The 25,199-nt window shown below is 65.4% G+C and carries 25 protein-coding genes and 1 tRNA gene; 14 read left to right on the top strand and 12 right to left on the bottom strand.

Annotated elements, in window-relative coordinates; genetic code table 11:
- Positions 1-41 precede the first annotated feature (41 nt).
- Complete coding sequence (locus A6723_RS20575; protein WP_054910444.1) at positions 42-1,967, top strand: transglycosylase SLT domain-containing protein; 1,926 nt, start codon at positions 42-44, stop codon at positions 1,965-1,967.
- Between the two features lie 63 nt (positions 1,968-2,030).
- Positions 2,031-2,411, top strand: coding sequence for a lysozyme inhibitor LprI family protein (locus A6723_RS20570; RefSeq protein WP_054910445.1), 381 nt, complete (start codon positions 2,031-2,033; stop codon positions 2,409-2,411).
- Positions 2,412-2,582: 171 nt separating this feature from the next.
- On the opposite strand, the gene A6723_RS20565 is transcribed toward A6723_RS20570, so the two are convergent.
- The 6 genes from A6723_RS20565 to A6723_RS20540 all read right to left on the bottom strand — a co-directional run bounded on the left by A6723_RS20565 (position 2,583) and on the right by A6723_RS20540 (position 10,403).
- On the bottom strand, positions 2,583-3,392 hold the full coding sequence (locus tag A6723_RS20565; RefSeq protein WP_054910446.1) for an MOSC domain-containing protein: 810 nt from the start codon (positions 3,390-3,392) through the stop codon (positions 2,583-2,585).
- A gap of 179 nt (positions 3,393-3,571) precedes the next feature.
- Positions 3,572-4,501: a chemotaxis protein CheV gene (locus tag A6723_RS20560; protein ID WP_024766843.1), complete on the bottom strand. Its 930-nt coding sequence runs from the start codon at positions 4,499-4,501 to the stop codon at positions 3,572-3,574.
- Positions 4,502-4,614: 113 nt separating this feature from the next.
- Positions 4,615-5,538 carry a lipid kinase YegS gene (gene yegS / locus A6723_RS20555; protein ID WP_054910447.1) on the bottom strand — a complete coding sequence of 308 codons (924 nt, stop codon included), beginning with the start codon at positions 5,536-5,538 and terminating at the stop codon, positions 4,615-4,617.
- 102 nt (positions 5,539-5,640) lie between these two features.
- Entirely contained in the window at positions 5,641-7,200 is a 1,560-nt protein-coding gene (locus A6723_RS20550; RefSeq protein ID WP_054910448.1) for an FGGY-family carbohydrate kinase, read from the bottom strand.
- A gap of 25 nt (positions 7,201-7,225) precedes the next feature.
- Positions 7,226-8,803, bottom strand: coding sequence for a glycerol-3-phosphate dehydrogenase/oxidase (locus A6723_RS20545; RefSeq protein WP_054910449.1), 1,578 nt, complete (start codon positions 8,801-8,803; stop codon positions 7,226-7,228).
- A 4-nt stretch (positions 8,804-8,807) separates the two neighbouring features.
- Positions 8,808-10,403: an FAD-binding oxidoreductase gene (locus A6723_RS20540; RefSeq protein WP_054910450.1), complete on the bottom strand. Its 1,596-nt coding sequence runs from the start codon at positions 10,401-10,403 to the stop codon at positions 8,808-8,810.
- Positions 10,404-10,559: 156 nt separating this feature from the next.
- On the opposite strand from A6723_RS20540, the gene A6723_RS20535 reads away from it, so the two are divergent.
- Positions 10,560-11,588 carry an AraC family transcriptional regulator gene (locus A6723_RS20535; protein WP_054910451.1) on the top strand — a complete coding sequence of 343 codons (1,029 nt, stop codon included), beginning with the start codon at positions 10,560-10,562 and terminating at the stop codon, positions 11,586-11,588.
- Positions 11,589-11,799: 211 nt separating this feature from the next.
- Here A6723_RS20535 and glp read toward each other — a convergent pair whose 3' ends face one another.
- Positions 11,800-13,014 (bottom strand): gephyrin-like molybdotransferase Glp, encoded by a 1,215-nt coding sequence (gene glp / locus A6723_RS20530; protein ID WP_054910452.1) that lies wholly within the window; start codon positions 13,012-13,014, stop codon positions 11,800-11,802.
- Positions 13,011-13,550 carry a molybdenum cofactor biosynthesis protein B gene (moaB, locus tag A6723_RS20525; RefSeq protein ID WP_054910453.1) on the bottom strand — a complete coding sequence of 180 codons (540 nt, stop codon included), beginning with the start codon at positions 13,548-13,550 and terminating at the stop codon, positions 13,011-13,013. Before moaB ends, glp begins: the two co-directional genes overlap by 4 nt.
- Before the next feature lie 70 nt (positions 13,551-13,620).
- Here moaB and mobA point away from each other — a divergent pair, with 70 nt between their 5' ends.
- From mobA to A6723_RS20510, 3 genes are all read left to right on the top strand, one after another.
- A complete protein-coding gene (gene mobA / locus A6723_RS20520) occupies positions 13,621-14,208 on the top strand; it encodes a molybdenum cofactor guanylyltransferase MobA (RefSeq protein ID WP_054910454.1) in 588 nt (195 codons plus the stop codon).
- A 91-nt stretch (positions 14,209-14,299) separates the two neighbouring features.
- On the top strand, positions 14,300-14,521 hold the full coding sequence (locus tag A6723_RS20515) for a YgdI/YgdR family lipoprotein (protein WP_017519306.1): 222 nt from the start codon (positions 14,300-14,302) through the stop codon (positions 14,519-14,521).
- Between the two features lie 134 nt (positions 14,522-14,655).
- Positions 14,656-14,732, top strand: a tRNA-Pro gene (locus tag A6723_RS20510).
- A 114-nt stretch (positions 14,733-14,846) separates the two neighbouring features.
- Here A6723_RS20510 and A6723_RS20505 read toward each other — a convergent pair.
- The 3 genes from A6723_RS20505 to A6723_RS20495 are packed head-to-tail and all read right to left on the bottom strand — an operon-like array spanning position 14,847 to position 16,600.
- Positions 14,847-15,722 (bottom strand): NAD(P)-dependent oxidoreductase, encoded by an 876-nt coding sequence (locus A6723_RS20505; protein WP_054910455.1) that lies wholly within the window; start codon positions 15,720-15,722, stop codon positions 14,847-14,849.
- Positions 15,723-15,774: 52 nt separating this feature from the next.
- Complete coding sequence (locus A6723_RS20500) at positions 15,775-16,014, bottom strand: glutaredoxin family protein (protein ID WP_054910456.1); 240 nt, start codon at positions 16,012-16,014, stop codon at positions 15,775-15,777.
- A gap of 28 nt (positions 16,015-16,042) precedes the next feature.
- On the bottom strand, positions 16,043-16,600 hold the full coding sequence (locus A6723_RS20495) for a TetR/AcrR family transcriptional regulator (protein WP_024765068.1): 558 nt from the start codon (positions 16,598-16,600) through the stop codon (positions 16,043-16,045).
- 177 nt (positions 16,601-16,777) lie between these two features.
- Between A6723_RS20495 and A6723_RS20490 the strand changes: the two genes are divergently transcribed.
- The 3 genes from A6723_RS20490 to A6723_RS20480 all read left to right on the top strand — a co-directional run bounded on the left by A6723_RS20490 (position 16,778) and on the right by A6723_RS20480 (position 19,747).
- Positions 16,778-17,374 (top strand): glutathione S-transferase family protein, encoded by a 597-nt coding sequence (locus A6723_RS20490; RefSeq protein WP_054910457.1) that lies wholly within the window; start codon positions 16,778-16,780, stop codon positions 17,372-17,374.
- 59 nt (positions 17,375-17,433) lie between these two features.
- Positions 17,434-18,300: an MBL fold metallo-hydrolase gene (locus tag A6723_RS20485; RefSeq protein ID WP_082450841.1), complete on the top strand. Its 867-nt coding sequence runs from the start codon at positions 17,434-17,436 to the stop codon at positions 18,298-18,300.
- A gap of 175 nt (positions 18,301-18,475) precedes the next feature.
- Complete coding sequence (locus A6723_RS20480; protein ID WP_054910458.1) at positions 18,476-19,747, top strand: OprD family porin; 1,272 nt, start codon at positions 18,476-18,478, stop codon at positions 19,745-19,747.
- 138 nt (positions 19,748-19,885) lie between these two features.
- Here the strand turns inward: A6723_RS20480 and A6723_RS20475 are convergent, their stop codons facing one another.
- Positions 19,886-21,094 carry an ammonium transporter gene (locus A6723_RS20475; protein WP_054910459.1) on the bottom strand — a complete coding sequence of 403 codons (1,209 nt, stop codon included), beginning with the start codon at positions 21,092-21,094 and terminating at the stop codon, positions 19,886-19,888.
- A 393-nt stretch (positions 21,095-21,487) separates the two neighbouring features.
- On the opposite strand from A6723_RS20475, the gene A6723_RS20470 reads away from it, so the two are divergent.
- From A6723_RS20470 to A6723_RS20450, 5 genes are all read left to right on the top strand, one after another.
- Entirely contained in the window at positions 21,488-21,805 is a 318-nt protein-coding gene (locus tag A6723_RS20470) for a YqjD family protein (RefSeq protein ID WP_045211754.1), read from the top strand.
- Between the two features lie 15 nt (positions 21,806-21,820).
- Entirely contained in the window at positions 21,821-22,201 is a 381-nt protein-coding gene (locus tag A6723_RS20465) for a phage holin family protein (RefSeq protein ID WP_089285716.1), read from the top strand.
- Entirely contained in the window at positions 22,198-22,542 is a 345-nt protein-coding gene (locus tag A6723_RS20460) for a hypothetical protein (protein ID WP_054910461.1), read from the top strand. The genes A6723_RS20465 and A6723_RS20460 overlap by 4 nt, the downstream gene beginning before the upstream one ends.
- Before the next feature lie 82 nt (positions 22,543-22,624).
- Positions 22,625-23,791 (top strand): EAL domain-containing protein, encoded by a 1,167-nt coding sequence (locus A6723_RS20455; RefSeq protein WP_054910462.1) that lies wholly within the window; start codon positions 22,625-22,627, stop codon positions 23,789-23,791.
- A 69-nt stretch (positions 23,792-23,860) separates the two neighbouring features.
- Positions 23,861-25,192, top strand: coding sequence for a deoxyguanosinetriphosphate triphosphohydrolase (locus A6723_RS20450; RefSeq protein WP_054910463.1), 1,332 nt, complete (start codon positions 23,861-23,863; stop codon positions 25,190-25,192).
- Positions 25,193-25,199: the final 7 nt, after the last annotated feature.

Here is a 25,199-nt window from a genome sequence, read left to right as displayed (position 1 = left end):
CGCGTCATCCAGCGCCCACCGATCATCTTCCCGGAAGAGCCATGCGCGGTCGCCTTTTCTCACTGTTCTCCTGCCTGATCCTCAGCCTGTCCGCTTCGACAGCCAATGCAGCGTCCCTGCCCCAGCAGCGCCAGATGTACGACGAGGCGCAGAAGGCACTGGCGCGCAATGACAGCGGCCCGTATTTCCGCTACCAGTCGGCATTGGCCGATTATCCGCTGCAGCCGTACCTGGCCTATGACGAGCTGACCAGCCGTCTGAGAAGCGCCAGCAACGCCGAGATCGAGCGCTTCATCGAGCAGCACGGCGACCTGCCGCAGATCAACTGGCTGAAGCTGCGCTGGATGCGCCAGCTGGCCGATCAGGGCGACTGGAACACCTTCGTCCGTTATTACGACCCGAAGATGAACTTCACCGAACTGGACTGTCTCTACGGCCAGTATCAGCTCGGCCATGGCAACAAGGCCGAGGGCTATGCCACCGCCGAGAAGCTCTGGCTGGTCGGCAAGCCGCAGCCCGACGCCTGCGACACTACCTTCGCCATGTGGCAGGCCGATGGCCAGCTCACCGAGGAGAAGGTCTGGAAGCGCCTGAAGCTGGCCGCCGAGAAAGGCAACTACAGCCTCGCCACCGTGCTCTCCAAACGCTTGCCGACCCTCGGCAGCCAGGGCGCACTGATGGTCAACGTGGCGCAGAACCCCGCGCAGCTGAGCCAGACCACCCGCTTCAGCGCCCGCGACCACGCCACCGCCGACGTCGTCGGCCTCGGCCTGCGCCGCCTGGCCAAGCAGGACCCGGAAAAAGCCATCACCCTGCTGGACTACTACAGTTCGGTGCTGCCCTTCTCCAGCGACGAGAAGGTCTCCATCGCCCGCGAGATCGGCCTGAGCCTGGCGCGCCGCTACGATCCGCGCGCCCTGCCGATGATGGTCAAGTACGACCCGCAGCTGCGCGACGACACTGTCACCGAATGGCGCCTGCGCCTGCTGCTGCGCCTGGGCCGCTGGGAAGAAGCCTACGAACTGACCCGCGCGCTGCCGCCGTCGCTGGCCGAGACCAACCGCTGGAAGTACTGGCAAGCACGTTCGCTGCAACTGGCGCAGCCGCAGAACAAGCAAGCCGTCAGCCTGTACAAGCCGGTGGCCGACGAGCGTGACTTCTATGGCTTCCTCGCTGCCGACCGGATCAACGCACCGTACCAACTGAACAACCGGCCGGTATCGCCGGATGCCGGGACGATGCAGCGGGTGCGCAATGCGCCGAGCACCCGCCGCGCGCTGGAGTTCTACGCCCGCGGCGAGATCATCAACGCCCGCCGCGAGTGGTACCACGCCGCCCGTCACCTGAGTCACGACGAATTGCTGGCCCAGGCCAAGATCGCCTACGACATGCAGTGGTACTTCCCGGCGATCCGCGCCATCAGCCAGGCCAAGTACTGGGATGACCTGGATATCCGCTTCCCCATGGCCTACCGCAACACGCTGGTGCGCGAGGCGCGCAACCGCGGCCTGCATTCCAGCTGGGTGTTCGCCATTACCCGCCAGGAAAGCGCCTTCATGTCCGATGCGCGCTCTGGCGTCGGTGCCACCGGCCTGATGCAACTGATGCCGGCCACCGCCAAGGAAACCTCGCGCAAGTTCGGCATCCCGCTGGCCTCGCCGCAGCAACTGATAGTGCCGGATGTGAACATCCAGCTCGGCGCCGCCTACCTGAGCCAGGTTCACGGCCAGTTCAACGGCAACCGCGTGCTCGCCACCGCCGCCTACAACGCCGGCCCCGGACGCGTAAGGCAATGGCTGAAGGATGCGCGCCACCTGGCCTTCGACGTATGGGTGGAGACCATTCCGTTCGACGAGACCCGTTCCTACGTGCAGAACGTGCTGTCCTACGCGGTGATCTACGGACAGAAGCTCAATGCGCCACAACCCATCGTCGACTGGCACGAACGCTTCTTCGACGAGCTCTGATCCACCTACCGCCCGGCACCCGCCGGGCGGTTTTCATTCCCTCAAGGAAAAAAGGAAATTTCCATGCGCAAGACCGTTCTCTCCCTCTCCATCCTTGCCGCAGGCCTGCTCAGCGCCGACCTCGCCCTCGCCGCCTGCGAGAAGCCGCGCAACGCCTTCGACAGCGTGTATTGCCTGAGCACCGAGTACGCCCAGGTAGACCGCGAGCTGAACAATGAATTCGGCACCCTGCGCAAGATGCTCAACGACGGCCAGAAGGCCGCGCTGAAGAAGAGCCAGATCGCCTGGATCAAGGACCGCGACGCCCAGTGCAGCTACGAGCGCGACGGCGGTTACTTCGTCAACCTGCAGTGCGCAGTGGACAAGACCAACGAGCGTCTGGCCGTGCTGCGCGAGCGTGAGCGCGAGTGTCAGAGCACCGGTTGCGTCGACAGCAAGCTGTAAGGCGCTGACGGCGAACAACCGTGAAGGTTGTTCGCCCTGCGGTTACCTGCAGGAGCGAGCTTGCTCGCGAAAAGTTTCCGGCGGCACAAGCGGCAGGCGGATTCGCGAGCAAGCTCGCTCCTGCACGTTGGGGCCAGGCGCGCAACCCTACGCGTGATGTGACTATGCGCCCTATTCCAGAACTTCTACTTCCATACCCACGCGCAGTGTTCCGCTGTTCAGGGCGATCAGGTTCTCGCCGAACAGCGCCTCGCCATTGACGTTGCGATAACCCAGTAGCGTGGCCAGCGGTTCACGGGCGGCGTCGCGCTCGCCAGTATGTGGGTCGATGGTGGTGAGGATGCAGCGCGCGCAGGGCTTGGCCACCTTGAAGGTGACGTCGCCGATGCGGATGCGCTTCCAGCCGTCTTCCGCAAACGGTTCGGCGCCAGTTACCACCAGGTTCGGGCGGAAGCGCAGCATCTCCAGCGGGCGGCCAACCTTCGTCGACAGGTCGTCCAGCGAGCCCTGGCCGATCAGCAGCAGGGGGAAGCCATCGGCGAAGTGCACGTGCTCGCCGGGCTCGGCGTAGGCGGTGTCCACCTGCCGCGCACGCTGCTCGGGCATCTGCACCAGGCGCACATCACGCTCGAGGAATGCGCTCAGCCACTGCGCGGCGGCATCGCCGGCATCCGGCACCTGCAGCATGTCGCGCCAGATCAGCACGCCGCGCAGGTTGTCATCGCGCCCCGGCACTTGCACCAGCAGGTCGTCCATGCCCGGTGCACGCAGGCGCAATGCCTGGAAATCGTCCTGCCAGCGCGCCTCGATACGGCCCATCTGCGGCAGCAGGCGCTGGGTGAGGAAGCGCCCATTGGCGGAGTCGACCACCATCCAGCGTCGATCCCCTTCCAGGCCCAGGGCGTCCAGGCGGACGGACTCCAGGGGCTCGTAGGCAGTGGATTTGACCGGGTAGCGGTAGAGCTCGCTGAGGCTGTACATCGGAGGCTTCCTTTCGTGCAGGCGAAAGCGACCTTATACGGTGTGGAGCCAACGTCTAGCAATGGCAGCAACCGCGCAGGAACCAGGTATCGCCTGGTTCCTGCTTGCAAACGCCTTTCGTCTGAGGCATCGGCGTCAAGCGGTTCGCGAGCAGGCTCGCTCCTACAGGGAGATCGGAGCTAGGCGGGAACTTTCTGCAGGCGGCGGCGTACCACCTCCACCAGCTGGTCCGGCTGGAACTTGGAGAGGAAGTCGTCGCAGCCGACTTTCTTCACCATGGCGTCGTTGAAGCTGCCCGACAGCGAGGTGTGCAGCACCACGTAGAGGTCACGCAGGCGCGGGTCGTTGCGGATCTCGGTAGTCAGCCGGTAGCCGTCCATTTCAGGCATCTCGGCGTCGGTGAAGATCATCAGCAGCTTCTCTTCCATGTCCAGGCCTTCATCGGCCCAGCGCTTGAGCTGCTGCAGCGCGCGCAGGCCGTCGGTCGCCACATGCAGGCGCAGACCGAGCTGGCCAAGGGTATCGCGCAGCTGGGAGATGGCGACACTGGAGTCGTCCACCACCAGCACTTCGCGGCCACGGGTCTGGCTGAGCAGCGTGTCGTCCAGGCGGTCGCTGGAGACACGGGTGTTCATCGGCACGATCTCCGCGAGCACCTTCTCCACGTCGATGATCTCCACCAGGCGGTCTTCCACCTTGGTGATCGCGGTCAGGTAGTGCTGGCGGCCGGCGCCACCGGGCGGCGGCTGGATTGACTCCCAGTTGAGGTTGAGGATGCGCTCCACCCCGCCCACCAGGAACGCCTGCACCGAGCGGTTGTACTCGGTAACGATGATGGTGCTGTTGGCATCCGGGGTCAGCGCGCGCATGCCGATGGCGCGCGACAGGTCGATCACCGGCAGCGTCTGGCCGCGCAGGTTGATCACCCCGCAGATCATCGGGTGGCGCTGCGGGATCAGCGTCAGGCGCGGCAGCTGCAGGACTTCCTGCACCTTGAACACGTTGATCGCGAACTGCTGCCGCCCGGCGAGACGGAAGACCAGGATTTCCAGGCGGTTCTCGCCTACCAGTTGGGTGCGTTGATCGACAGTGTCGAGAATACCGGCCATGCCTGCTCCAGATTCGGAATGAGTCGTGCGGGAGAGCTATCGGCCGTATCGGCACCAACAAGATACTGGCCGAGCGCCATCATGCACGACTTGTCCGGTTCGGACCAGCGCGATCAGCCTTGTTCGGCAGCGAGCCGCCCAGTGGACGAGAGCAGCGGCGAGTCTGCCGGCAGGTGCATGGCGAGCGCTGCCGGGCGCACCTCGAAGCGCAGCTTGCTGCCCTCCAGCGGCTCACCGTCGAGATTGACGTCCAGGCCCTCGCGGGCTTCGACCTCGACCCAGGGTAGGCGCGCCCGGATGAAGACGTCCTGGGTGCCGAACCCGCTGCTGCCCAGCAAGGCGCCCAGCGTACCGACCATGTCCTGCGGGGTGGGCAGGATGCTCACGTCCAGCAGCCCGTCATCCGCCGTGGCCTGCGGGCAGAGCACATGTCCGCCGCCGGCTTGTCGGCCATTGCCGATGCCCAGGGCGAGGAATTCGCCTTCCCACTCGAAATCCGGTCCGGTAAAGCGCCCCTGGGCCGCATGGACTTCAGAAAAGCGCGTCAGACCGGTCAGCAGGTAGGCTGCGCCGCCGAGCAGCTTCTTCAAGTCTTCCGGGGTGTTGGCGGTGACCTTCGAACCGAAGCCACCCGTAGCCATGTTCAGGAAGAACTGCCCGTCGACCTCCCCCAGATCGATAGGGCGCGGCAGCACGTCCAGCAAGGCCAGCGCAGCCGCGGGTTCAAGCGGAACGCCGGCGGCGCGGGCGAAGTCGTTGGCGGTGCCCAGCGGCAAGATGGCCAGGCTGGCCTTGCCGCCGGCCTGGACCAACGCCTCGGCGACGTCGCGCACGGTGCCGTCGCCACCGCCGGCGATCAGCGTGGTGTATCCCGCCGACAGGCCCTCCTCCACCAGCCGCCGAGCATCACCGCCCTCCCAGGTCACCCTGACATCCAGCTGGCGCCCCGCTTCGCGCGTGGCCAGCACGGCGGCACGCACTTCGTCGTTGGCGGCTTGCTTGCCGTGCAGGATCAGCAGGGCCCTGGGCTGGGTCATGGTCGGCTTCCTCGCGAGTAGTCCATTGAGCGTCAACTAATGGACCCAGAGTAGCGCGGGAAAATTTCCTCGCTTTTCATCACTGAATCGGGAATGGGCGGTTCAGGCCGGGTAGCCGGTGATCTCCCGAATGCTCTGGTACAGCGGCTTGAGCTGCTTGTACATGCGCTGGTAGACCTCGTTGTACAGCCGCTCGTAGGTCCGCTGCGCATCGGGGCGCGGGTGGAAGACGTCGCCAACGCGGGTCATGGCGGCGATGGCGCTGGCGAAGTCCGGATAAAGCTTCAGCCCCACCGCGCAATCGATCGCCGCACCCAGGCCGGAGGCTTCGTAGACGTGCGGGCGCTCCGCCGGCAGGCCGAAGATGTCGGCAGTGAGCTGCATCGCCGCGTCGCTCTGCGAGCCGCCACCAGCCACGCGCAGGCGCTGAATACGGGTGCCGGAGCGTTTCTCGATGCGCTCCTTGCCCTGGCGCAGCGCGTAGGCCAGGCCTTCGAGGATGGCGCGGTAGATGTGCGCGCGGGTGTGCACGTCGCCGAAACCGATGATCGAGCCCTTGGCCTCCAGGCCCGGCTCACGGATGCCCGGCGTCCAGTAGGGTTGCAGCATCAGGCCCATGGAGCCGGCCGGCACGCTGTTGACCAGTTCGTCGAAGAGTTTCTCCGGCTCGATGCCCAACTCCTCGGCACGCTGCATCTCGCGCAGGCCGAACTCGCGCTTGAACCAGCTGACCATCCAGAAGCCGCGGTAGATCATCACCTCGGTGTTGTAGTGATCGGGAATCGCCGCCGGGTACGGCGGGATCAGCGGGATGGTTTCCAGGTAGCGCGAACGGGTGGTGTTGATGGTCGCGGTGGTGCCGTAGGACAGGCACGCCACGGTCGGGTCGATGGCGCCCGCGCCGAGTACTTCGCAGGCCTTGTCGGCGCCAGCGGCGATCAGCGGCAGGCCTTCGGGAATACCGGTCAGGCGACTGGCCTCGGCGGTGATCTCGCCCAGTTTCTCACCGGGCTTGTACAGCTCCGGCAATTGCTCGGGGCGCACGTCGATCGCCTGCCACTTCCAGTCCCGCGGCGCAGCCCAGGCGAGCTTCTTGTAGTCGAACGGCAGGTAGGCAACGCTGCAGGCCACCGAGTCCACGTAACGCCCGCACAGGCGCTGGGTGAGGAAGCCCGAGAGCAGCAGCAGCTTGTGGGTGCGCTGGTGGATGTCCGGCTGCTGCTGGGCCACCCAGTTCGCTTCGGCCTGGGTGCGGAAGTAGTCCACCGCGCCCTGCGCGCCCACCAGCTTGAACAGCCAGCCCCAGGGCCCCCTGATCGGATCGCCCAGCTCCGCGCGGCGCTGGTCCAGCCAGATGATCGCCGGGCGCAGGGCCTGGCCGGCGTCGTCGACGTGAATCACCGTGCCGCGCTGGGTGGTCAGCGACACGCCACGGATGCGGCTGCGGTCGATGTCGACACTGGCCCACAGGCGCTTGCACGCCTCGCCCAGCTGCTCCCAGTAATAGTCCGGGTGCTGCTCCGCCCAACCGGGCTGCGAGGAGAAATACGCTTCCAGCTCGACCTTGCCCTTGCCCACCAGATTGCCCTGGAGATCGAAGAGCAGCGCGCGCACGCTCTGAGTGCCGTTGTCGATGGCCAGCAGATAGTTGTTGTTATTCATGGGGCTCTTGGTCATGGAGAGTCGGTCAGTGCGGAAGGCTGTAGCTGCGGCGCCACAGCTCCAGGTAGTCCTGTTCTTCGTGTTTCCAGCGCGCGTCGTCCCAGCCCAGGCGGCGCTGACACAAGGCGCGAATCCTCGGCAACTCGGCAGCGCCACCATCGGCCAGCAGCAGGCCAATACGGGTGCGACGCAGCAGCAGGTCGTCCAGGTGCAGCACCAGTTCGCCTTCCGCAGCCCAGGCCAGTTCGGCCCAGAGCGAATCGGTATGGCCGATACACTCGCTGCCCACCTCGTTCAGAAGGCGCGCCAGTTCCGGCAAGGAGCGCCCATGGCGCCCGCGCAGGCGGCGCTGCTGAGGAGGAATGAGGCCCGGCAGGACGACGTCCTCGACAGCCGCGAAGACGTGGTCCGGCGCAGTTTCCAGCTGGCGCTCCAGCATTGGCGCACAAGCGGCAAGCACCTCCAGCGCCAGCAGGCGGAAGGTCGTGAGCTTGCCGCCAGCAAGAGTCACGCACCCGGGTTCGACCCACAGCGCATGCTCGCGCTTTTCATCCGACGGCTTGAGCGAGGGGGCACCATCGCTGACCACCGGGCGTACACCGGCCCAGGTGGAGCGCACATCACCGGCGGTGATCTGCGCAGCAGGAAACTGCTGCGCGCAGGCGGCCAGCAGGTACTCCAGCTCTTCGCGGCTGATGGCCGCGTCATCGTCCAGGGTTTCCCGGTGATCCAGGTCGGTGGTGCCGACCACGGTCGCCCCTTCCCAGGGGAAGACAAAGACCGGACGCTTGTCCTGCCCGTGCATGAAGCTGAACGCATGGGTGACTGGCAGGCGCCAGGCCGGCAGCAACAGGTGGCTGCCACGCAGCGGGCGGATGTGCTCGCTGCCGTGCTTCTGCCGCAGCGCATCGGCCCAGGCGCCAGTGGCCAAGGCCACGGCGCGGCTACGGAAGGTGAAGCGCTCGCCGCTCTCGCGGTCCTCGGCAACCAGTCCCTGAACGCGACCGTCGCGGCGATCCAGTTCGATCACCTTCAAACCATTCAGTGCTTCGCCTCCCTCGGCTCGCGCTTCGCCCAGCACACGCATGACCAGGCGCGCGTCATCGGTTACCGCATCCTGGAAGCGGGTGCCGCCCAGCAGGCGATCTTCCTTCAGGCCCGGCGCCAGGTAGCGCAGTTCCTCCAGGCGATGAAACAGGTGATTGCGCCGCCCCGCCAGCGCGTCGTACAGCGACAGCAGGGTGCCGAACACCCGCGGGCCGGGGAAGCCCCCCTGGTAGTGCGGCATGATGAAGCTCAGCGGATCGACCAGCCCCGGTGCCTCGCCCAGCAGGCGCTGGCGCTCGCGCACCGAGTCACGGGTCAGGCCGAACTGGCCCTTGGCGATGTAGCGCAGGCCGCCGTGAACCATCTTCGAGGAGCGGCTGGAGGTGCCCCAGGCAAAATCGCGCTGCTCAACCAGCAGGCAGCGCCAACCGCGCCGTGCCGCTTCGCGCAGGATGCCGGCGCCGGTGATGCCGCCGCCGACCACGATCAGGTCCCAGTCGCGCGCCGCCAGCTCCGGCAGCGCCTGCGCGCGCCAGGCTGCGTTCCAGGCAGGCATGGGCTCAGTCCTGCAGCAAGGTGCCGGGGTTCAGCCGGCCGGAGGGATCGAAATGCCCGGCCAGCGCCTTGATCGCCGCCATGCCCAGCGGGCCCTTTTCCACCGGCAGGTAGGGCGCGTGGTCCTTGCCCACGCCGTGCTGGTGGCTGATGGTGCCGCGGTTCTGGGCGATGGTCTGGCTGGCGGCATGCTTGAGCTTGCGCCAGCGCTCGTGTGTCTGCGCATAGCTGGCGGCCGGGCGGAACACGTAGGTGGTGTAGATGCTCGAACCCTCGCCGTAGACGTGCGACAGGTGGGTGAACACGTGCACGCGCTCGCCCTCGGCGGCCAGGCCTTCGCGCAGGCTGGCCTCGATACGGTTGAGCAGGTTGTCGACGTTGGACCAGTCGGTGGCGGTTTCCAGGGTGTCCACCACGTAGCCGTTCTCCCACAGCGCCTCGCGCAGATAGGGGAAACGGAAGCGGTTCTGTGCCCATTTCTTGCCCAGCAGGGTGCCGGTGAACACGCCATCGAAGCCCTTGAGCAGCCGCCGCGCGGCGCGCAGCGACGTCGCGTTCTGCGCGCGGTCGCCGGTTACGCCGAAGGTCAGCATGCACTTGCCCTCGGCCGCGCCACGCATCTTCAGGTAGCGCTCCAGCCAGGCGATCTGCCCCGGATGGCCGGCCAGGGCCAGTTGAGTCGTGGTCTCGATTGCATTCGACAAGCGCAACATCGACAGCGGCACGCGCGCCTGCACCAGGGTGCGGATGCCTTCCAGCGCCTGCTCCCAGGACGGCAGGAACACCGCGTAGAAGCGCTCATCGTCGGCGATGCGCGTGACCCGCACCTTCACCGACGAGAGGATGCCGAAGCGGCCTTCGGAACCCATCACCACCTCGCGCAGGTCCGGGCCTGCGGAGGATGCCGGGAAGGTCGGGATCTCCAGGCTACCTGCGAAGGTTTCCAGTGTGCCGCCGGCGAACAGTTGCTCGATGCGCCCGTAGCGCAGCGACTGCTGGCCACTGGAGCGGCTGGCAACCCAGCCGCCGAGGGTGGAAAGCTCCCAGGACTGCGGGAAGTGGCCGAGGGTATAGCCACGGGCGCGCAGCTGGCTTTCCACCTGCGGGCCGTTGGCGCCGGGGCCAAAGGTGGCGATCAGGCTCTGCTCGTCCAGCTCCAGCAGGCGGCTCATGTGTTCCAGGGATACGGTGAGCACCGCCTTGTCGGAGGCCGGCGGGTTGATATGGCCGGCCACCGAGGTACCGCCGCCGTAGGGGATCACCAGGCAGTCCCAGAGCTCGGCGAACTTCAGCAGCTCGCGGATCTGCTCGGCAGTCTGCGGGTAGGCCACGCCATCGGGGAACACGCCGAACTCGCCTTCGCGCATCGCCAGCCAGTCCGGCAGGCTCTGGCCTCGGGCGTGCAGCAGGCGGTCGCGGGCTTCGCGCACCACCAGCGGATGCTCGGGCAGGCGCGAGGCCGGTACCTTGGCCAGTACCTGCTCCAGCGTCGCGTCCGGCAGCGTCAGGCCCGGGCCGACCAGTTCGGCGAGAAAACCGCGCCCGTTGTCGGGCAGTTCCACCACCGTCGTTTCTTCACCCCAGCCGTTCCAGCGTCGCATGCCCGCTCCTTTTATTCAGGGTCTCTGTCTGCAATTTCGATTGCTATTTCGGTGCCGCTTGATGGCTGCCTATACTAGCCAGCCGCCCTGCCCTGTCACTGTCGGATCAAGACAGGCGCAGTTGCCGATCGAGACACCAGAACAAGAACGAACGCCATGCATTCCCTCGGCTATACCTCCGTCCCTGCACTGCTGAAATACCTGCGCCACGCCGAGTCCCTCGGCATGGACCTGGACGTCGCCCTCAAGGCCGCGGGGCTTGAGCGCTCGCAACTGAGCGACAACAGCCAGCGCCTGCCCAGCGAGGCTCACGAACGCCTGCTGCAGCATCTCTGCGCGCATTCCGGCGACCCGCTGTTCGGCCTGCACTCCGCACGCTTCGTGCAGCCGGGCTCGTGGAGCGTGCTGGGCTACATCACCATGAACTGCGCCAACCTGGGCGAAGCCATGGGCCGCATCATTCCCTACGAGAAGCTGGTCGGCGACATGGGTGTCAGCCGCCTGGAGCCCGGCGAAGACCACATCAAGCTGATCTGGAATTGCCGCCACGAGGCCGCGCAGATCAGGCGGCACATGGTGGAGAACGTGCTGGCGTCCTGGCTGCTGTATGCGCGCTGGATCGCCGACACCAGCGGCTCGCCGCAGGAAGTCTGGTTCGAACACGCACAGCCCGAAGGTACCGATATCGCCGAGTACGAGCAGCTATTCGGCTGCCCGGTGCGTTTCGAGCAACCCTTCAGCGCCCTGCTGGTGCCCCTGCAACTGCTGAGCTATCCCCTGCGCCAGGCCGACGCCAACCTGCTGCGCACCCTGGAAGAACACGCCCTGGCCCTGATGGCCGAGCTGGACGACGACGAACCGCTGCCGCTGCGGGTGAAGAACGCCCTGCGCCTGCTGCTCAAGGATGGCCTGCCGCGCAAGGAGCGTGTCGCCGAACGTTTCGAGATGACGGTGCGCACCCTGCAGCGCCACCTGCAGCAGGCCGGCACCAGCTACCAGCAGATCCTCGACGAGCTGCGCCAGGAGCTGGCCGAGCACTACCTGGTACACAGCGACCTGCCGATCCAGGACATCGCCCAATACCTGGGCTTTACCGAGTCGCGCTCGTTCCACCGCAGCTTCAAGGGCTGGACCGACCAGACGCCGGGCGAGTATCGCCAGCAGCATAAAAAAACGCCGGTCTGAGACCGGCGTTTTTCATTGAGCGGGCGTGATTCCCTGCGTCCGCACAGTGGGTGGCTTTGCGCAGGAGCGGACTCCGTCTGCGATGGCAAACCGGCCGGCCCTGTCGGCCGAATCGCGGATGAACCCTCTCCTGCACCCCCATCGATAATCACAGGAAATCTGCAGGAGCGAGCAAGGACTGGGCGTGCCCCTCGTTCCTACAACAAACGTATCAGTCGAGGAGTTCGCTGAACGGAATGAAGGTCAGCCAATCACCCTCCGCCACCGTCGTCCCTTCGCGTACCTCTGCCAATCCTTCCGCCCAGGCCGCGCTGCGCAGCACGCCGGAACTCTGGTTGGCATAGGGCACTGCCCGGCCATTCTCCAGGCGCGCGCGAAGGTACTCGCGGCGGTTGCCCGGCTTGGTCCAGTTGAACCCGGCGGGCACCTGCAGGCGCAGCGGCTCGACCTTCTGCATGCCGAGACGGCGCTTCAGGTAGGGCCGCGCCAGCAGCGCGAAAGTCACCAGGGTGGATGCGGGGTTACCCGGCAGCCCGATCACCGGCACGCCCTGGTAGTGGCCGACGGTCAGCGGCTTGCCCGGCTTGATCGCCAGCTTCCACAGCGCCAGTTCGCCCGCTTCGCGCAGGGCCGCACCGAGGAAGTCCGCCTCGCCGACGGAGACGCCGCCCGTGGAGAGGATCAGGTCGACGTTCGACAGATCGGCCAGTGCGGCGCGGGTGCGTTCCAGGTCGTCTGGAAGGATTCCGGCATCCACCACCTCGCAACCGAAGCGCAGCAGCCAGGTGCGTAGCAGGTGACGGTTGCTGTTGTAGATCTGCCCCAGCGCCAGCGGCGTGCCCGGCTCAACCAGTTCGTCGCCGGTGGACAGCAGCGCCACGCGCGGGCGGCGGCGCACTTTCAACTCAGCGTGGCCGAGGGACGCGGCCAGGCCGATCTCGATGGGCCCGATGCGCGTGCCGGTCGGCAGCACGCAGTCACCCTTGCGGGTTTCCTGGCCCTGCGGGCGGATGTGCTGGCCGGCTTCCATTACTTCAAGGAAGCGCACACGGCCATCCTCCAGCACCTCGGCGTTCTCCTGCATTTCCACACAGTCGGCGCCTTGCGGCACCGGCGCGCCAGTGAAGATGCGCACGCAGGTGCCCGGTTGCAGCGGCTCACCGGCCTGGCCGGCAAAGATCTTCTGGCTTACCGGCAGCGCTTCGCCCTGCCAGTCGGCCAGGCGCAGCGCGTAACCGTCCATGGCACTGTTCGGCCAGGGCGGCAGGTCCAGGCCGGCCAGCAGCGGCTCGGCCAGCACGCGGCCATCGGCGTCGGCCAACGGCAAGGTTTCGCACTCGGAGATCGGAGACTGTTCGGCCAGCGCCAACAAGCGCGCCAGGGCGTCCTCGACCGGCAGCAGGCCGGGCTTGTCGCAGCAGCTCATCCGCGGCTCTCGCAGGGCGCCGCCTTCTTCAGGTGCGGCACGAAGTTGCAGGGACGATGACTGGCGTCCAGTTGCTCGCCGAGGATGCCGTCCCAGGCAGTGCGGCAGGCGTTGGTGGAGCCCGGCAGGCAGCAGACCAGGGTGCCGTTGGACAGACCCGCGAGCGCGCGGGACTGCACGGTGGAGGTGCCGATGTCGGCCACGGAAATCTGCCGGAACAGCTCGCCGAAACCGTCCACCACCTTGTCCAGCAGGCAGGTCACGGCTTCCGGGGTGCTGTCGCGGCCGGTGAAGCCGGTACCGCCAGTGATCAGCACGACCTGCACCTCGTCCTCGGCGATCCAAGTCGCGACCTGGGCGCGGATGCGATAGAGGTCATCCTTGAGCAGTACGCGAGCGGCGAGGTTGTGGCCGGCGGCCTTAAGACGGTCGACGAAGAGCTGGCCGGAGGTGTCGCTCTCCAGGTTGCGGGTATCGCTGACGGTAAGGACGGCGATGTTCAGCGGGACGAATGGCTGCTCGGCCTTGTGGCTCATGATGAGGGCCCTTGCTTGTGAGGTTGGAATGCGCGGTGTTATATCACAGGCCCGCCCTGGAGACCCTGACATGCCACAAGCCCCGCTACCCCGCTGTTCCGTCCTGATTCTCGCCGGAGGACGCGGCCAGCGCATGGGTGGCCAGGACAAGGGCCTGCTGGACTGGCAGGGCAAGCCGCTGGTGAGCTACGCCGCTGCCCTGGCCCGCCCGTACAGCGACGACCTGATCATCTCCTGCAACCGCAACGCGAACGTCTACGCGGGCTACGCCGACCGCCTGGTACAGGACGACAGCCCGGACTTCCCCGGCCCGCTGGCCGGCATTCGCGCGGGTCTCGCCACCGCCCGTCATACACATCTGCTGGTGCTGCCCTGCGATGCGCCGCTGCTGGACGCCGAGTTGCTGGAGCGCCTGCTGCTCGCATCGGCTGAAGCGCCGGACGTCGTGCACATGCTGCGCTGCGGCACGCAGTGGGAGCCGCTGTTCAGCATCATTCCCGTGGCGATGCGCGAACCGATAGAACAGGCCTGGCACCAGGGCGACCGCAGCCCGCGCCATGTGTTCTCGAACCTGGGGCTGCAGGCAGTGGATTGCCCGGCGAACGACCCGCGACTGGCCAATCTCAACACGCCAGAGCTGCTCTATCACGCACGATAGCGACGTATTCGAAAATTTTCCGGGAACTATGCCAAGAAGCACCCTGTCAGACTTTTCGTACCTTTATGTTCGCTCATCAGGAGATTCACTAATGAACAAACGGATGCTTCCCGCCTTCCTGCTCGCCCTGGGCTTCGGAGTGCTCGCTGGTTGCTCCACTCCGTCGGTCATCACCCTGAACGATGGTCGCGAGATTCAGTCGGTCGACAAACCCAAGTACGACGAAGAATCCGGCTTCTATGAGTTCGAACAGCTGGATGGCAAAACCGCCCGCGTGAACAAGGATCAGGTACGGACCGTCAAGGACCTCTGATTCGCCCGGCGGTGAAAACGCCCCGCAGCCCCTGACCGGTCTGCGGGGCGTTCGCGTTTTACCGGGGGGCGAAAAATATTTTTCGCTAACCCCTTGTGCGTCAAAAGTTTTTCGGTAGAATGCGCGCCATCAAACGGAGCGTAGCGCAGCTTGGTAGCGCGTCTCGTTCGGGACGAGAAGGTCGCTGGTTCGAATCCAGTCGCTCCGACCAAATCCCGAAAAACCCGCCTAACGGCGGGTTTTTTATTGCCTGCGATTTTTCATGCAGACCAATCTTCAGGCACAAAAAAGCCCGTCCAGCCGGACGGGCTTTTTCATGGGCGAATCAGAGCTGCCCGGACTTGCGCAGCGCCACCTGCGATAGCGCGCTCCAGTCCAGATCGCCATCGCCGTGGGCAATGGCTTCGAGCAGGTTGTCACGCAGGACGCTGGCGAACGGCAGCGGCACGCGCTGCTCCTGCCCGGCCGACAACGCCAGCCCCACATCCTTGAGGCCCAGCACCAGGCGGAACGCCGCCGGATCGAAGCGCTGCTCGGCGATCAGGGCGCCATAGTTGCGGTACACCGGCGCGTTGAACAGGGTGTTGCCCATGATCTCCATGAACTCGCCCGGCGCCACCCCATAGGTTTTCACCAGCGCGGTGCTCTCCCCCATCGCTTCGATGGCGCTGGCAATCATGAAATTGCCGGCGATTTTCACCGCAACGGCGCGCAAAGGGTCGTCGCCCAGCGGCCAGGTCTTCTGTCCCAGCACATCAAGGACCGGCTGCGCCTTGGCGATAGCCGTCTCGGGGCCGGCGACCAGGATGTTCAGCTTGCCGGCGGCGGCAACGTCGGTGCGACCAAACACCGGCGCAGCAACGAACTCGACGCCCTGTTCGCGGTGCAGCTCCACCAGTTCGGTGACGAGGGCGGTGGACAGCGTGGCCATGCTCAGGTGCACCAGCCCGGCCTTGGCCGAGGCCAGGGCGCCGCTGTCCAGCAGCACGGCGCGGGTGGAGTTGTCGTCGGCCAGCATGGAAATCACCAGCTCGACGTCGAAAGCCTGCACAGGCGTGGTGGCGGCAACGGCACCCAGCGCCACCAGGGGCTCGGCAGCAGCTGGCGAACGGTTCCAGACAACGACCTGGTGGCCGGCCTTGATGAGGTTTGCAGCCATGGCAGCACCCATGCCGCCCAATCCGAGAAATCCGATCTTCATTGCTATGCGCCTCGCATCAGTTGATTGAGGAGAGGAAAAGCCGCCAAAGGCATCAGCGGCGGAGGAAAGTGGCGACCTGTTCGGCGTCGAAGGGCCAGTTCAGCTCGGCGCCGGAATCGCAGCGGCGCAGCACGGGAATGCTCAAGCCGTATTGCTCGACCCATTCCTCGCGATCGGCAATGTCCACCAACTCGACCAGCAGGCCGTGTTCGACAAAGGGCATCAACACGGCTTCGGCCACTTCGCAGAGATGGCAGCCGAGGGTGCCGAAGAGTTGGCATTCCGGGGGCATGTGAGGCTCCAGGGTTGGCGGCATGGGTTCAGACTCCGGCGTGCTTGAGCAAGGTATCGGCCATGGCGCGGGCTTCTCGCCCTTGCTGCGCCGGGCCCTGCATATGCGCCATCACCAGCACGCCCTCGAGCAGGTATTGCAGTTGGCGGGCCAGAGCCTCCGGCTCCGCAGCACCAAGGCGCATCAGTTGGGCGGCGAAGAAGCGGCCGAGGAAAGCCTTGTGCTCAGCGGCCTGCTGGTGGATGGGGTGTTCGCGGTTGTGGAATTCGCCCGCGGCGTGGATGAAGGCGCAGCCGCAGAAGTCCGGGCTGTCGAGCACCTCCTGCAGGCCGTCGAAGATCGCCAGGATCGACTCGCGCGGCGCGAGGATGCGTCCGGCCACCTCCATGCGCTCGACCATGCGGGCGTGGCGCTCTTCCAGCGCCGCCATGATCAGCTCGTCCTTGGACTTGAAGTGCTTGTACAGCGTCATCTTCGCCACGCCCGACTCGGCAAGGATGCGGTCGATGCCGGTGGCGTGGTAGCCCTCGCGGTAGAACAGGTCCTGGGCGGTGGTGAGCAGCAGCTCGCGTTTGCTGGATGCCATGGCATTACCTCCTGACCCGACATTATGCGCGAGGCTCGGCGCCCATGGGGAGCCGGAGCGTTGCAGGGAGGGCCGCGCAAGTGCCGATTGGTGGACGGTCATTTTGCTTGAACTATACAGACCTGTCTGTCTAATATCTATTCCGCCGTCCCCACAACAATGCACAGGGCTCTCGCCATGAAACTCCACGACGTCGCGCTTTCCGGTAACTGCTACAAGGTTCGTCTGTTCCTCGGGCTCATCGGCCACAAGGCTGAACTGGTGCCAGTGGACCTGCAGGGCGGCGCGCACAAGCGCCCGGCCTTCCTGGCAATCAATCCACGCGGCCAGGTGCCCGCGCTGGAAGACGGCGAACTGCGCCTGGGCGACTCCCACGCCATCCTGGCCTACCTCGCGCGGCAGTACGGCGAGCCGCACTGGCATCCCCAGGACGCCATGACCCAGGGGCGAATCGCCAACTGGCTGAGCTTCTCAGCCAACGAGGTGCAGCACGGCCTGGCCCTGGCACGGGTGATCCAGCTGTTCAAGCGCCCCGGCGACCTGGCTATGGCGCAGGCCAAGGGCCGCCATGCGCTGGAACTGCTGGACGCGACGCTGGCCGACCACCGCTGGCTGGCGCAGACGGAGAAGCCGAGCATCGCCGACATTGCCGTCTACCCCTACGTCGCCCTGGCGCCGGAAGGCGGGCTCGAGCCATCCGGCTATCCCTATGTGCAGGATTGGCTGGCCCGCGTGCGCGCCCTGCCCGGCTACGTCGCACAACCCGCCCTCTGAATCTGCGCGCCGCCGCGAACCTGGCGGCGCCCTTCTCCGCTCCACGAAAGGAAACTTCGATGCGTCTGCCATCCCTGCTGCTGGCCGGGCTGTTCGCCCTTGCCTGCCTGAACAGCCAGGCCGCCGACCTGCGCTTCTCGCTGATCCGCACCTCCGGTGTCACCACCCTGGATGCATTCACCGTGGCGGGCGGCGACTGGACACAGAAGGTCCCGCTCAACCACACCGCAGTATTGATCCAGCACCACGCGGCAACCCTGCTGTTCGATACCGGACTGGGCAGCCAGGCGGACGCGCAGTTCAAGCAGGACATGCCCTGGTGGGACAAGCCACTGTTCCAGTACGAAGGCCTGAAACCAGCCCGCGAGCAGTTGCAGGGCAGCGGCATCCGCATCGACCGGATCATTCTCTCCCATGCCCACTGGGACCACGCCTCCGGCCTGTCCGACTTCCCGGACGTGCCGGTCTGGGCAACCTACGAGGAAATCAACTATGCCCACATTGCCCAGCCTCCGGCGGTATTCCCCAGCCAGTTCCGCCATCCGGTGAAATGGGTGCCGTTCCAGTTCGAATCCGGCCCCTTCATGGGCTATGAGCGCAGCCTCGACCTGTTCGGCGACGGCAGCCTGGTGCTGGTACCGATGCGCGGCCATACGCCCGGCTCGGTCGGCCTGTTCATCACCCTCGATGACGGGCGGCGCTTCTTCTTCAGCGGCGATACCACCTGGCGCCTGTCCGGCTTCACCGGCCCCCGCGAGAAATTCTGGGTCAGCCGCAGACTGGTGGACAGCGACCGCGACCAGACCCTGGCGGAAGTGGCCCGTGTGCACGAACTGATGCTTGCGTATCCAAAGTTGACCGTCGTGCCGGCCCACGATGCCCAGGTGCAGGACAAACTCGGCTACTACCCCCGCTGGATCGACTGAAAGCCACGCCAGCCGCCACTCGGCGCTTCAATAGCCAGCTCACTAATCAGCGACTAAGGTCTAAGGGTCGTCAACATTCGGTAATGATTTAGTAGGTAGGCTGTAACAGATCGACATGCCGGCCCGATCCACCGGTATCACCGAACTGCCCCAAGCGCTCGAGGAGACAATAACAATGAGCAAGACCCCGATCGCCCGTGCCGTGGCTTTGTCCACGCTGGGTACCAGCTTTATCCTTCCGACACTCGCCCACGCTGACTTCATCAAGGACAGCAAGGCCACCGTCGAACTGCGCAATTTCTACTTCAACCGCGACTTCCGCCAGGACAGCCCCACCCCTGCCCAGAACAAGGCCGAGGAGTGGGCCCAGGGCTTCATCCTCAAGTACGAGTCCGGCTACACCGACGGCACCATCGGCGTTGGCGTCGATGCCCTGGGCACCCTGGGCCTGAAACTCGATTCCTCGCCTGACCGCAGCGGTACCGGCCTGCTGCAGCGCTCGCGCAGCGACGGCCGCGCCGAGGACAGCTACGGGGACCTGGGCATCACCGCCAAGCTGCGCGCGTCCAAGAGCACCCTGAAAGCCGGCACCCTGCTGCCGAAGATGCCGGTGGTGCAGTACAACGACACCCGCCTGCTGCCGCAAACCTTCAGCGGCTTCGCCCTGAACTCCGCGGAACTCGACGGCCTGACCGTCGATGGCGGCCGCCTCTACCAGGTGAACCAGCGCGACTCCTCCGACTACGAGGACATGACCATCACCGGTGGCGGCAAGCGCAACATCAAGCTGGGCGATGCCACCACGAGTAACAAGTTCCTGTTCGGCGGCCTCACCTACAAGTGGACCGACAGCCTCAGCACCAGCTACCACTACGGCGGCCTGGAAGACATCTACAAGCAGCACTACCTGGGCCTGATCCACGTATTGCCGATCGCCGACAAGCAGTCGCTGAAATCCGACATCCGCTGGGCCAAGTCCGATGACGACGGCGGCAGCAACGTCGACAACAAGGCGCTCAACGCCATGTTCACCTATGCCCTGGGCTACCACGCCTTCGGCCTCGGCTACCAGAAGATGAGCGGCGACACCGGCTTCGCCTACATCAACGGTACCGACCCCTACCTGGTGAACTACATCCAGATCGGCGACTTCGCCAACAAGGACGAGAAATCCTGGCAGGCGCGCTACGACTACAACTTCGCCGGGCTCGGCATCCCCGGCCTGACCTTCATGACCCGCTACGTGAAGGGCGACAACATCGACCTGATCACCACCGACGGCGAAGGCAAGGAATGGGAACGCGACACCGACATCGCCTATGTCTTCCAGGACGGCCCGCTGAAGAACCTGGGCGTGAAGTGGCGTAACGCGACCATGCGCACCAACTACACCAACGATTACGACGAGAACCGTCTGATCGTCAGCTACACCATGCCGCTCTGGTAACCCTCGCGGCATGACGAAAAAGCCCGGCAGATGCCGGGCTTTTTCTTGCTCTTTTGTAGGAGCGAGCTTGCTCGCGAACCTCTCTACCGCCACTCCGGCGCGAAGCGTTCGCGAGCAAGCTCGCTCCTACAATATCCTTCAGTCCTGGCTGAGCGCCCCGATCTTGTGGATCGACAGGTCGGCGCCGTAATACTCCTCTTCCTTCGTCAGGCGAATTCCCACTGCCGACTTAACCAGGCCGTACACCAGCAGACCACCGGCGAAGGCCACAACAACTCCCAGCAATGTGCCGATCGCCTGACTGGCAAGACTCACACCGCCCAAGCCGCCGAGCGCCTGCTGCCCGAAGATCCCGCAGGCGATGCCGCCCCAGGCGCCGCACAAACCGTGTAGCGGCCAGACACCGAGCACGTCGTCGATCTTCCAGCGCACCTGGGTCGCGGTAAATGCCCAGACGAACAGCGCGCCCGCCACCATGCCAGTGGCCAGGGCGCCGATGGGATGCATCAGGTCGGAACCGGCACAGACTGCGACCAGCCCGGCCAGCGGGCCGTTGTGCAGGAAGCCCGGATCGTTGCGGCCAACCAGCAGCGACGCCACCGTGCCGCCGACCATCGCCAGCAGTGAGTTCACCGCCACCAGGCCGCTGGCGCCGGCCAGCGACTGAGCGCTCATTACGTTGAAGCCGAACCATCCGACGATGAGAATCCAGGAGCCCGCCGCCAGGAATGGAATGTTCGACGGCGCGAAGGCCACCAGGCGCCCTTCGCGATAACGGCCATTGCGCTGCCCTAGCAGGACCACCGCCGCCAGCGCCAGCCAGCCGCCAAAGGCGTGCACCACCACGGAACCGGCAAAATCATGGAAGGCCGCACCGAACTCGGCCTTGAGCCAGTCCTGGAAGCCGAAGTTGCCGTTCCAGATCAACCCTTCGAAGAAGGGATAGACGAAGGCGACGATCAGCGCGGTCGCCATCAACTGCGGGCCGAACTTTGCCCGCTCGGCGATGCCGCCCGAAATAATCGCGGGAATCGCTGCAGCGAAGGTCAGCAGGAAAAAGAACTTCACCAGCGCGTAGCCGTTTTCGTGCGTCAGCTGCGCCGCCGGCTGCAGAAAGGTCACGCCGTAGGCGATCCAGTAGCCGACGAAGAAGTAGGCCAGGGCCGAAATAGCGAAGTCCGAGAGAATTTTCGACAACGCATTGACCTGGTTCTTCAGGCGCACCGTGCCAACTTCCAGGAAGGCGAAGCCCGCGTGCATGGCCAGCACCATGACCGCGCCCATCAGGAGGAACAGCGTGTTGGAGCCGTGGACCAGCGTCTCTACGGCACTATTGAGGTTTTCCATCGCTACAGGCAGCCCCGGAGGTCAAGGGGAAAGCACCAAAACGGCTCGCGGCGACCCTGCGCCGCACCACGCTGAAGCAGTGATGCACCGCAGAAGAGCCGAGCGCTGAACCAGATTGGCCCACAGGCCATCCGACCAGCTTCGCAATTTCCTGTACTTCCTTATGTTTTTCAGTGATTTGAGCTCAGTTTCCGCGCCGTTCAAGGCACCGGAAACGCCCCGCCGTGGGGCGCTCTGCTCTCCATGCGCACCAGAGAAATGCAAGCGTCATACCACCCAACAGCTAGGCTTCATCTCGCACGCAAGAGCGGCCCCGTGGTGAATTTATGAGAAACTTTCCTCCGCCCCCGAGGTTCGAAAACTAGGAACCTCAACCCGCACAAGGAGCATCACATGCCTCGCAAGACCGCAGTGAACGCCGCCAAGGATGAACTCCTGGCCGAATTCCAAGCCCTCGTCAGCGACACCGAGAAACTCCTGCAGAGCTCTGCCGACTTGGCCGGCGCCGAAGCCGACCAGATGCGCGCGCAGATCCACGAGAGCCTCAAGCGTGCCCGCGATGCGATCTACTCCACCAAGGACTCCGTGCGCGACCAGGGCAAGGCTGCCGTGGACGCCACCGAAGACTACGTCGGTGATCACCCCTGGCAGGCCGTGGGTATCGCCGCCGGTGTCGGCTTCCTTCTCGGCTTGCTGGTCAGCCGGCGCTGACCGATGAGCGACGGAATGGACGCCGGGCCGAAGTCCTCGGCCAACTCTCCTTCCCTGCGGCGCTTCGGCGCCGCAGCCCTCGGGCTGCTGCACGGCCACGTCGAACTGTTGGGCATCGAGCTGCAGGAACAGAAGACCCGTACCGTGCAGATGCTCCTGATGGCCGGCCTCGCACTGGTCTTCGCCTTGCTCCTGCTGGTTGCGCTGTCGGTGCTGGTGTTGATTGTCTTCTGGGACAGTTACCGCCTGCAGGCCGCCATCGGCCTGTGCCTCTTCTATGTCGGCGGCAGCCTGCTCTGCGCTTGGCGCCTGCACCTCTTGGTCACCGACGAAGGCTCGCCCTTCAGTGCCACCCTCGATGAACTGGCCCGCGACCGGGAGCGCCTGTTGCCATGAGCGAAATGCCGGACGCCCGCAACCTGACCCGGGCCGAACTGCGCAAGGCCATCGTCCGCCTGCGCCTGGAAATGCAACGCCAGCAGCTTCGTCAGGAAGGTGAATTGCTGCTGCAACCCCTGAAACAGGCTCGCCATGTCGGCCAGAGCTTACGCGGCGGCCTGGGCGGCAATATCCCGCTGTGGGGCGCCGGCGGCGCCGCAGCCCTCGCACTGCTGTTCGGTCGCAAGCGCCGCTGGATACGGCTGCTGCGCCTGGGGATCGCCCTGGCGCCAGTCATCCTGCAGATGCGCAGGAAGCCCGACCATCAGGACCCTCCCGCGCCGTCGACTCATCTCTGACGTCCATACTGGCCACATTCTTGCAATGTGACACGCAGCAGCGCTCCCGCGCTTTCCTGTCACGCCACTAAGGATGTGTCCCTTGATCGACGGGCAACCCATCGCCTGCTTCCAGCCATTCATCGACACCGCGACCGGCCTGATCGCCGGTGTCGAGGCGCTGGGGCGGTTGCGCCAGGACAACGGTGACCTGCAATCGGTCGGCCCGCTGTTCTTCAACCCGCGAGTCGGCCTCGCCGAACTGCGCCGCCTCGACCGGCAGATCCGCGATGCCGCCCTCGCCCGCATCCATGAGGCGCCCAAGGACTGGTTCCTCAGCCTGAACATCTCGCCGCGCTGGATCAGCCGCCTGCGCCCGAACCAGCCACTGCCCAGCCTCAAGCAACTGCAACAGCAAGGCGTGCCGCCCGAACGGGTGGTCTTCGAGATCACCGAGTTGGGCGGTGCCCACCAGCGTCTGCCCGAAGTGGTGGCGCGCTATCGAGACGCAGGTGCGCGTATCGCCATCGACGACTTCGGTGCCGGTTACTCGCAGTTGGATCGCGTGCTGGCGCTGCAACCGGACATTCTCAAACTGGACATGCGCCTGTTCCAGGAGGCAGCCCGCGGCGGTCCCAGCGGCGAGGTAGTGAAAGCCCTGGCGCAGATGGCCGAGAAGACCGGCTGCTGGATCATCGCCGAGGGCGTGGAAACCGAAGAGGAAATGGACTTCGCCCTGGAGTGCGGTGCGCGCTACGTGCAGGGCTACCTGTTCGCCAAGCCTGCGTTGGAGTTTCCCGCCAGCGATGCCTTCCGTGATGCCTTTGCCCAGCGCCGCGACCACTACGTGAATCGCAAGCTGCAGGAGCGCGCCAACCTCATCCAGTTGCGGCAACAACTCTCCGAGCTGATGAACATGCTGCGCCCCTGGGCCGAAGGCGGCGCCATGCTCAGCAGCCTGCCGCCGGCGCCGGAGTCCTTCAGCCGCCTGCTGCGCATCTACCAGTGCGACCGCCACGGCACCCAAACCTCGCCAAACCTTGAGTGGAACGGCCTGTTCTGGAAGGAAAACCGCCGCTACCTGGGACACAACTGGTCCTGGCGCCCGTACTTCTACCAACTGCTCGCCGAGGGCTGGGAGGAACGTCGCCTGACACTCTCCAACACCTACCGCGACGCCACCACCAACCAATACTGCATGACTGCCGGGCAATTCATCGACCAGGGCCGACGGCTTCTACTCATCGACATCGACGCCGAAGGTCTCTAGCGCCACGATTGAGATTGCCGGCACGAACGGCTAGCGTTGCCGGTAACTCTCTCGATTGCGGAATGACGAATGGACTGGCACACCCTGCTCCCCCGAGAACGCCTCGGCAAACCGGTGCATAGCAGCGCCGAACTCGGCCGCAGTGCCTTCCACAAGGACCACGACCGCATCATCTTCTCCGGCGCCTTCCGCCGCCTGGGGCGCAAGACCCAGGTACACCCGGTATCGAGCAATGACCACATCCACACCCGTCTGACCCACTCCCTGGAAGTGGCCTGCGTCGGCCGCTCGCTGGGCATGCGCGTCGGTGAAATCCTCCGCGATCGCCTGCCGGAATGGTGCGACCCGGGTGACATGGGCGTCATCGTGCAGTCCGCATGCCTAGCCCACGACATCGGCAACCCGCCCTTCGGCCATTCCGGCGAGGATGCCATCCGCCACTGGTTCCAGCAGGCCGCCGGGCGCGGCTGGCTGGATGGCATGAGCGAAGAGGAAAGCTCCGACTTCCTGAACTTCGAAGGCAACGCCCAGGGTTTCCGCGTCCTCACGCAACTCGAATACCACCAGTTCGACGGTGGAACTCGCCTGACTTACGCCACCCTCGGCACCTACCTGAAATACCCCTGGACGGCACGCCATGCCGACTCCCTCGGCTACAAGAAGCACAAGTTCGGTTGCTACCGCAGCGAACTGCCGCTGCTGGAGCAGATCACCCAAAAGCTCGGCATGCCGCAATTGGAGGACGAACGCTGGGCGCGCCACCCGCTGGTCTACCTGATGGAGGCGGCCGACGACATCTGCTATGGCCTGATTGACCTGGAAGACGGCCTGGAAATGGAGTTGCTCGATTACGCGGAAGTCGAATCGCTGCTGCTCGACCTGGTGGGAGATGACCTGCCGGAAACCTACCGCCAGCTCGGTCCGAAGGACTCACGCCGGCGCAAGCTCGCCATCCTGCGCGGCAAGGCTATCGAGCACCTGACCAACGCCGCCGCACGAGCCTTCGTCGAACAGGAACCGGCTCTGCTCGCCGGCACCCTGCAAGGCGACCTGGTGGAGCACATGCATGGCCCCGCCAAGCGCTGCGTGCAGCGGGCCAAGGGCATGGCGCGGGAAAAGATCTTCCAGGACAAGCGCAAGACGCTGCACGAGATCGGCGCCTACACCACCCTCGAAATCCTGCTGAATTCCTTCTGCGGTGCAGCGCTTGAGCAGTACGGCCGGAGTACGCCGTCATTCAAGAACCAGCGCATCCTTGATCTGCTCGGCAACAACGCGCCGGACCCGGACTGGACACTCTATCGCGCATTCCTTCGGGTCATCGACTTCATCGCCGGGATGACCGACAGCTACGCCACAGAGATGGCTCGCGAGATGACCGGCCGCTCCAGCCCGAGCTGAAGCGGCC

The organism is Pseudomonas sp. AU11447, from assembly GCF_001672555.2.
GTDB lineage: Bacteria > Pseudomonadota > Gammaproteobacteria > Pseudomonadales > Pseudomonadaceae > Pseudomonas > Pseudomonas nitroreducens.
This window is presented reverse-complemented; position numbering and strand designations above follow the sequence as displayed.

Coding starts and splice junctions, on each gene's coding strand:
- A6723_RS20575 (WP_054910444.1), top strand. CDS start 42: ATGCGCGGTCGCCTTTTCTCACTGTTCTCCTGCCTGATCCTCAGCCTG.
- A6723_RS20570 (WP_054910445.1), top strand. CDS start 2,031: ATGCGCAAGACCGTTCTCTCCCTCTCCATCCTTGCCGCAGGCCTGCTC.
- A6723_RS20565 (WP_054910446.1), bottom strand. CDS start 3,392: ATGTACAGCCTCAGCGAGCTCTACCGCTACCCGGTCAAATCCACTGCC.
- A6723_RS20560 (WP_024766843.1), bottom strand. CDS start 4,501: ATGGCCGGTATTCTCGACACTGTCGATCAACGCACCCAACTGGTAGGC.
- yegS (WP_054910447.1), bottom strand. CDS start 5,538: ATGACCCAGCCCAGGGCCCTGCTGATCCTGCACGGCAAGCAAGCCGCC.
- A6723_RS20550 (WP_054910448.1), bottom strand. CDS start 7,200: ATGAATAACAACAACTATCTGCTGGCCATCGACAACGGCACTCAGAGC.
- A6723_RS20545 (WP_054910449.1), bottom strand. CDS start 8,803: ATGCCTGCCTGGAACGCAGCCTGGCGCGCGCAGGCGCTGCCGGAGCTG.
- A6723_RS20540 (WP_054910450.1), bottom strand. CDS start 10,403: ATGCGACGCTGGAACGGCTGGGGTGAAGAAACGACGGTGGTGGAACTG.
- A6723_RS20535 (WP_054910451.1), top strand. CDS start 10,560: ATGCATTCCCTCGGCTATACCTCCGTCCCTGCACTGCTGAAATACCTG.
- glp (WP_054910452.1), bottom strand. CDS start 13,014: ATGAGCTGCTGCGACAAGCCCGGCCTGCTGCCGGTCGAGGACGCCCTG.
- moaB (WP_054910453.1), bottom strand. CDS start 13,550: ATGAGCCACAAGGCCGAGCAGCCATTCGTCCCGCTGAACATCGCCGTC.
- mobA (WP_054910454.1), top strand. CDS start 13,621: ATGCCACAAGCCCCGCTACCCCGCTGTTCCGTCCTGATTCTCGCCGGA.
- A6723_RS20515 (WP_017519306.1), top strand. CDS start 14,300: ATGAACAAACGGATGCTTCCCGCCTTCCTGCTCGCCCTGGGCTTCGGA.
- A6723_RS20505 (WP_054910455.1), bottom strand. CDS start 15,722: ATGAAGATCGGATTTCTCGGATTGGGCGGCATGGGTGCTGCCATGGCT.
- A6723_RS20500 (WP_054910456.1), bottom strand. CDS start 16,014: ATGCCCCCGGAATGCCAACTCTTCGGCACCCTCGGCTGCCATCTCTGC.
- A6723_RS20495 (WP_024765068.1), bottom strand. CDS start 16,600: ATGGCATCCAGCAAACGCGAGCTGCTGCTCACCACCGCCCAGGACCTG.
- A6723_RS20490 (WP_054910457.1), top strand. CDS start 16,778: ATGAAACTCCACGACGTCGCGCTTTCCGGTAACTGCTACAAGGTTCGT.
- A6723_RS20485 (WP_082450841.1), top strand. CDS start 17,434: ATGCGTCTGCCATCCCTGCTGCTGGCCGGGCTGTTCGCCCTTGCCTGC.
- A6723_RS20480 (WP_054910458.1), top strand. CDS start 18,476: ATGAGCAAGACCCCGATCGCCCGTGCCGTGGCTTTGTCCACGCTGGGT.
- A6723_RS20475 (WP_054910459.1), bottom strand. CDS start 21,094: ATGGAAAACCTCAATAGTGCCGTAGAGACGCTGGTCCACGGCTCCAAC.
- A6723_RS20470 (WP_045211754.1), top strand. CDS start 21,488: ATGCCTCGCAAGACCGCAGTGAACGCCGCCAAGGATGAACTCCTGGCC.
- A6723_RS20465 (WP_089285716.1), top strand. CDS start 21,821: ATGGACGCCGGGCCGAAGTCCTCGGCCAACTCTCCTTCCCTGCGGCGC.
- A6723_RS20460 (WP_054910461.1), top strand. CDS start 22,198: ATGAGCGAAATGCCGGACGCCCGCAACCTGACCCGGGCCGAACTGCGC.
- A6723_RS20450 (WP_054910463.1), top strand. CDS start 23,861: ATGGACTGGCACACCCTGCTCCCCCGAGAACGCCTCGGCAAACCGGTG.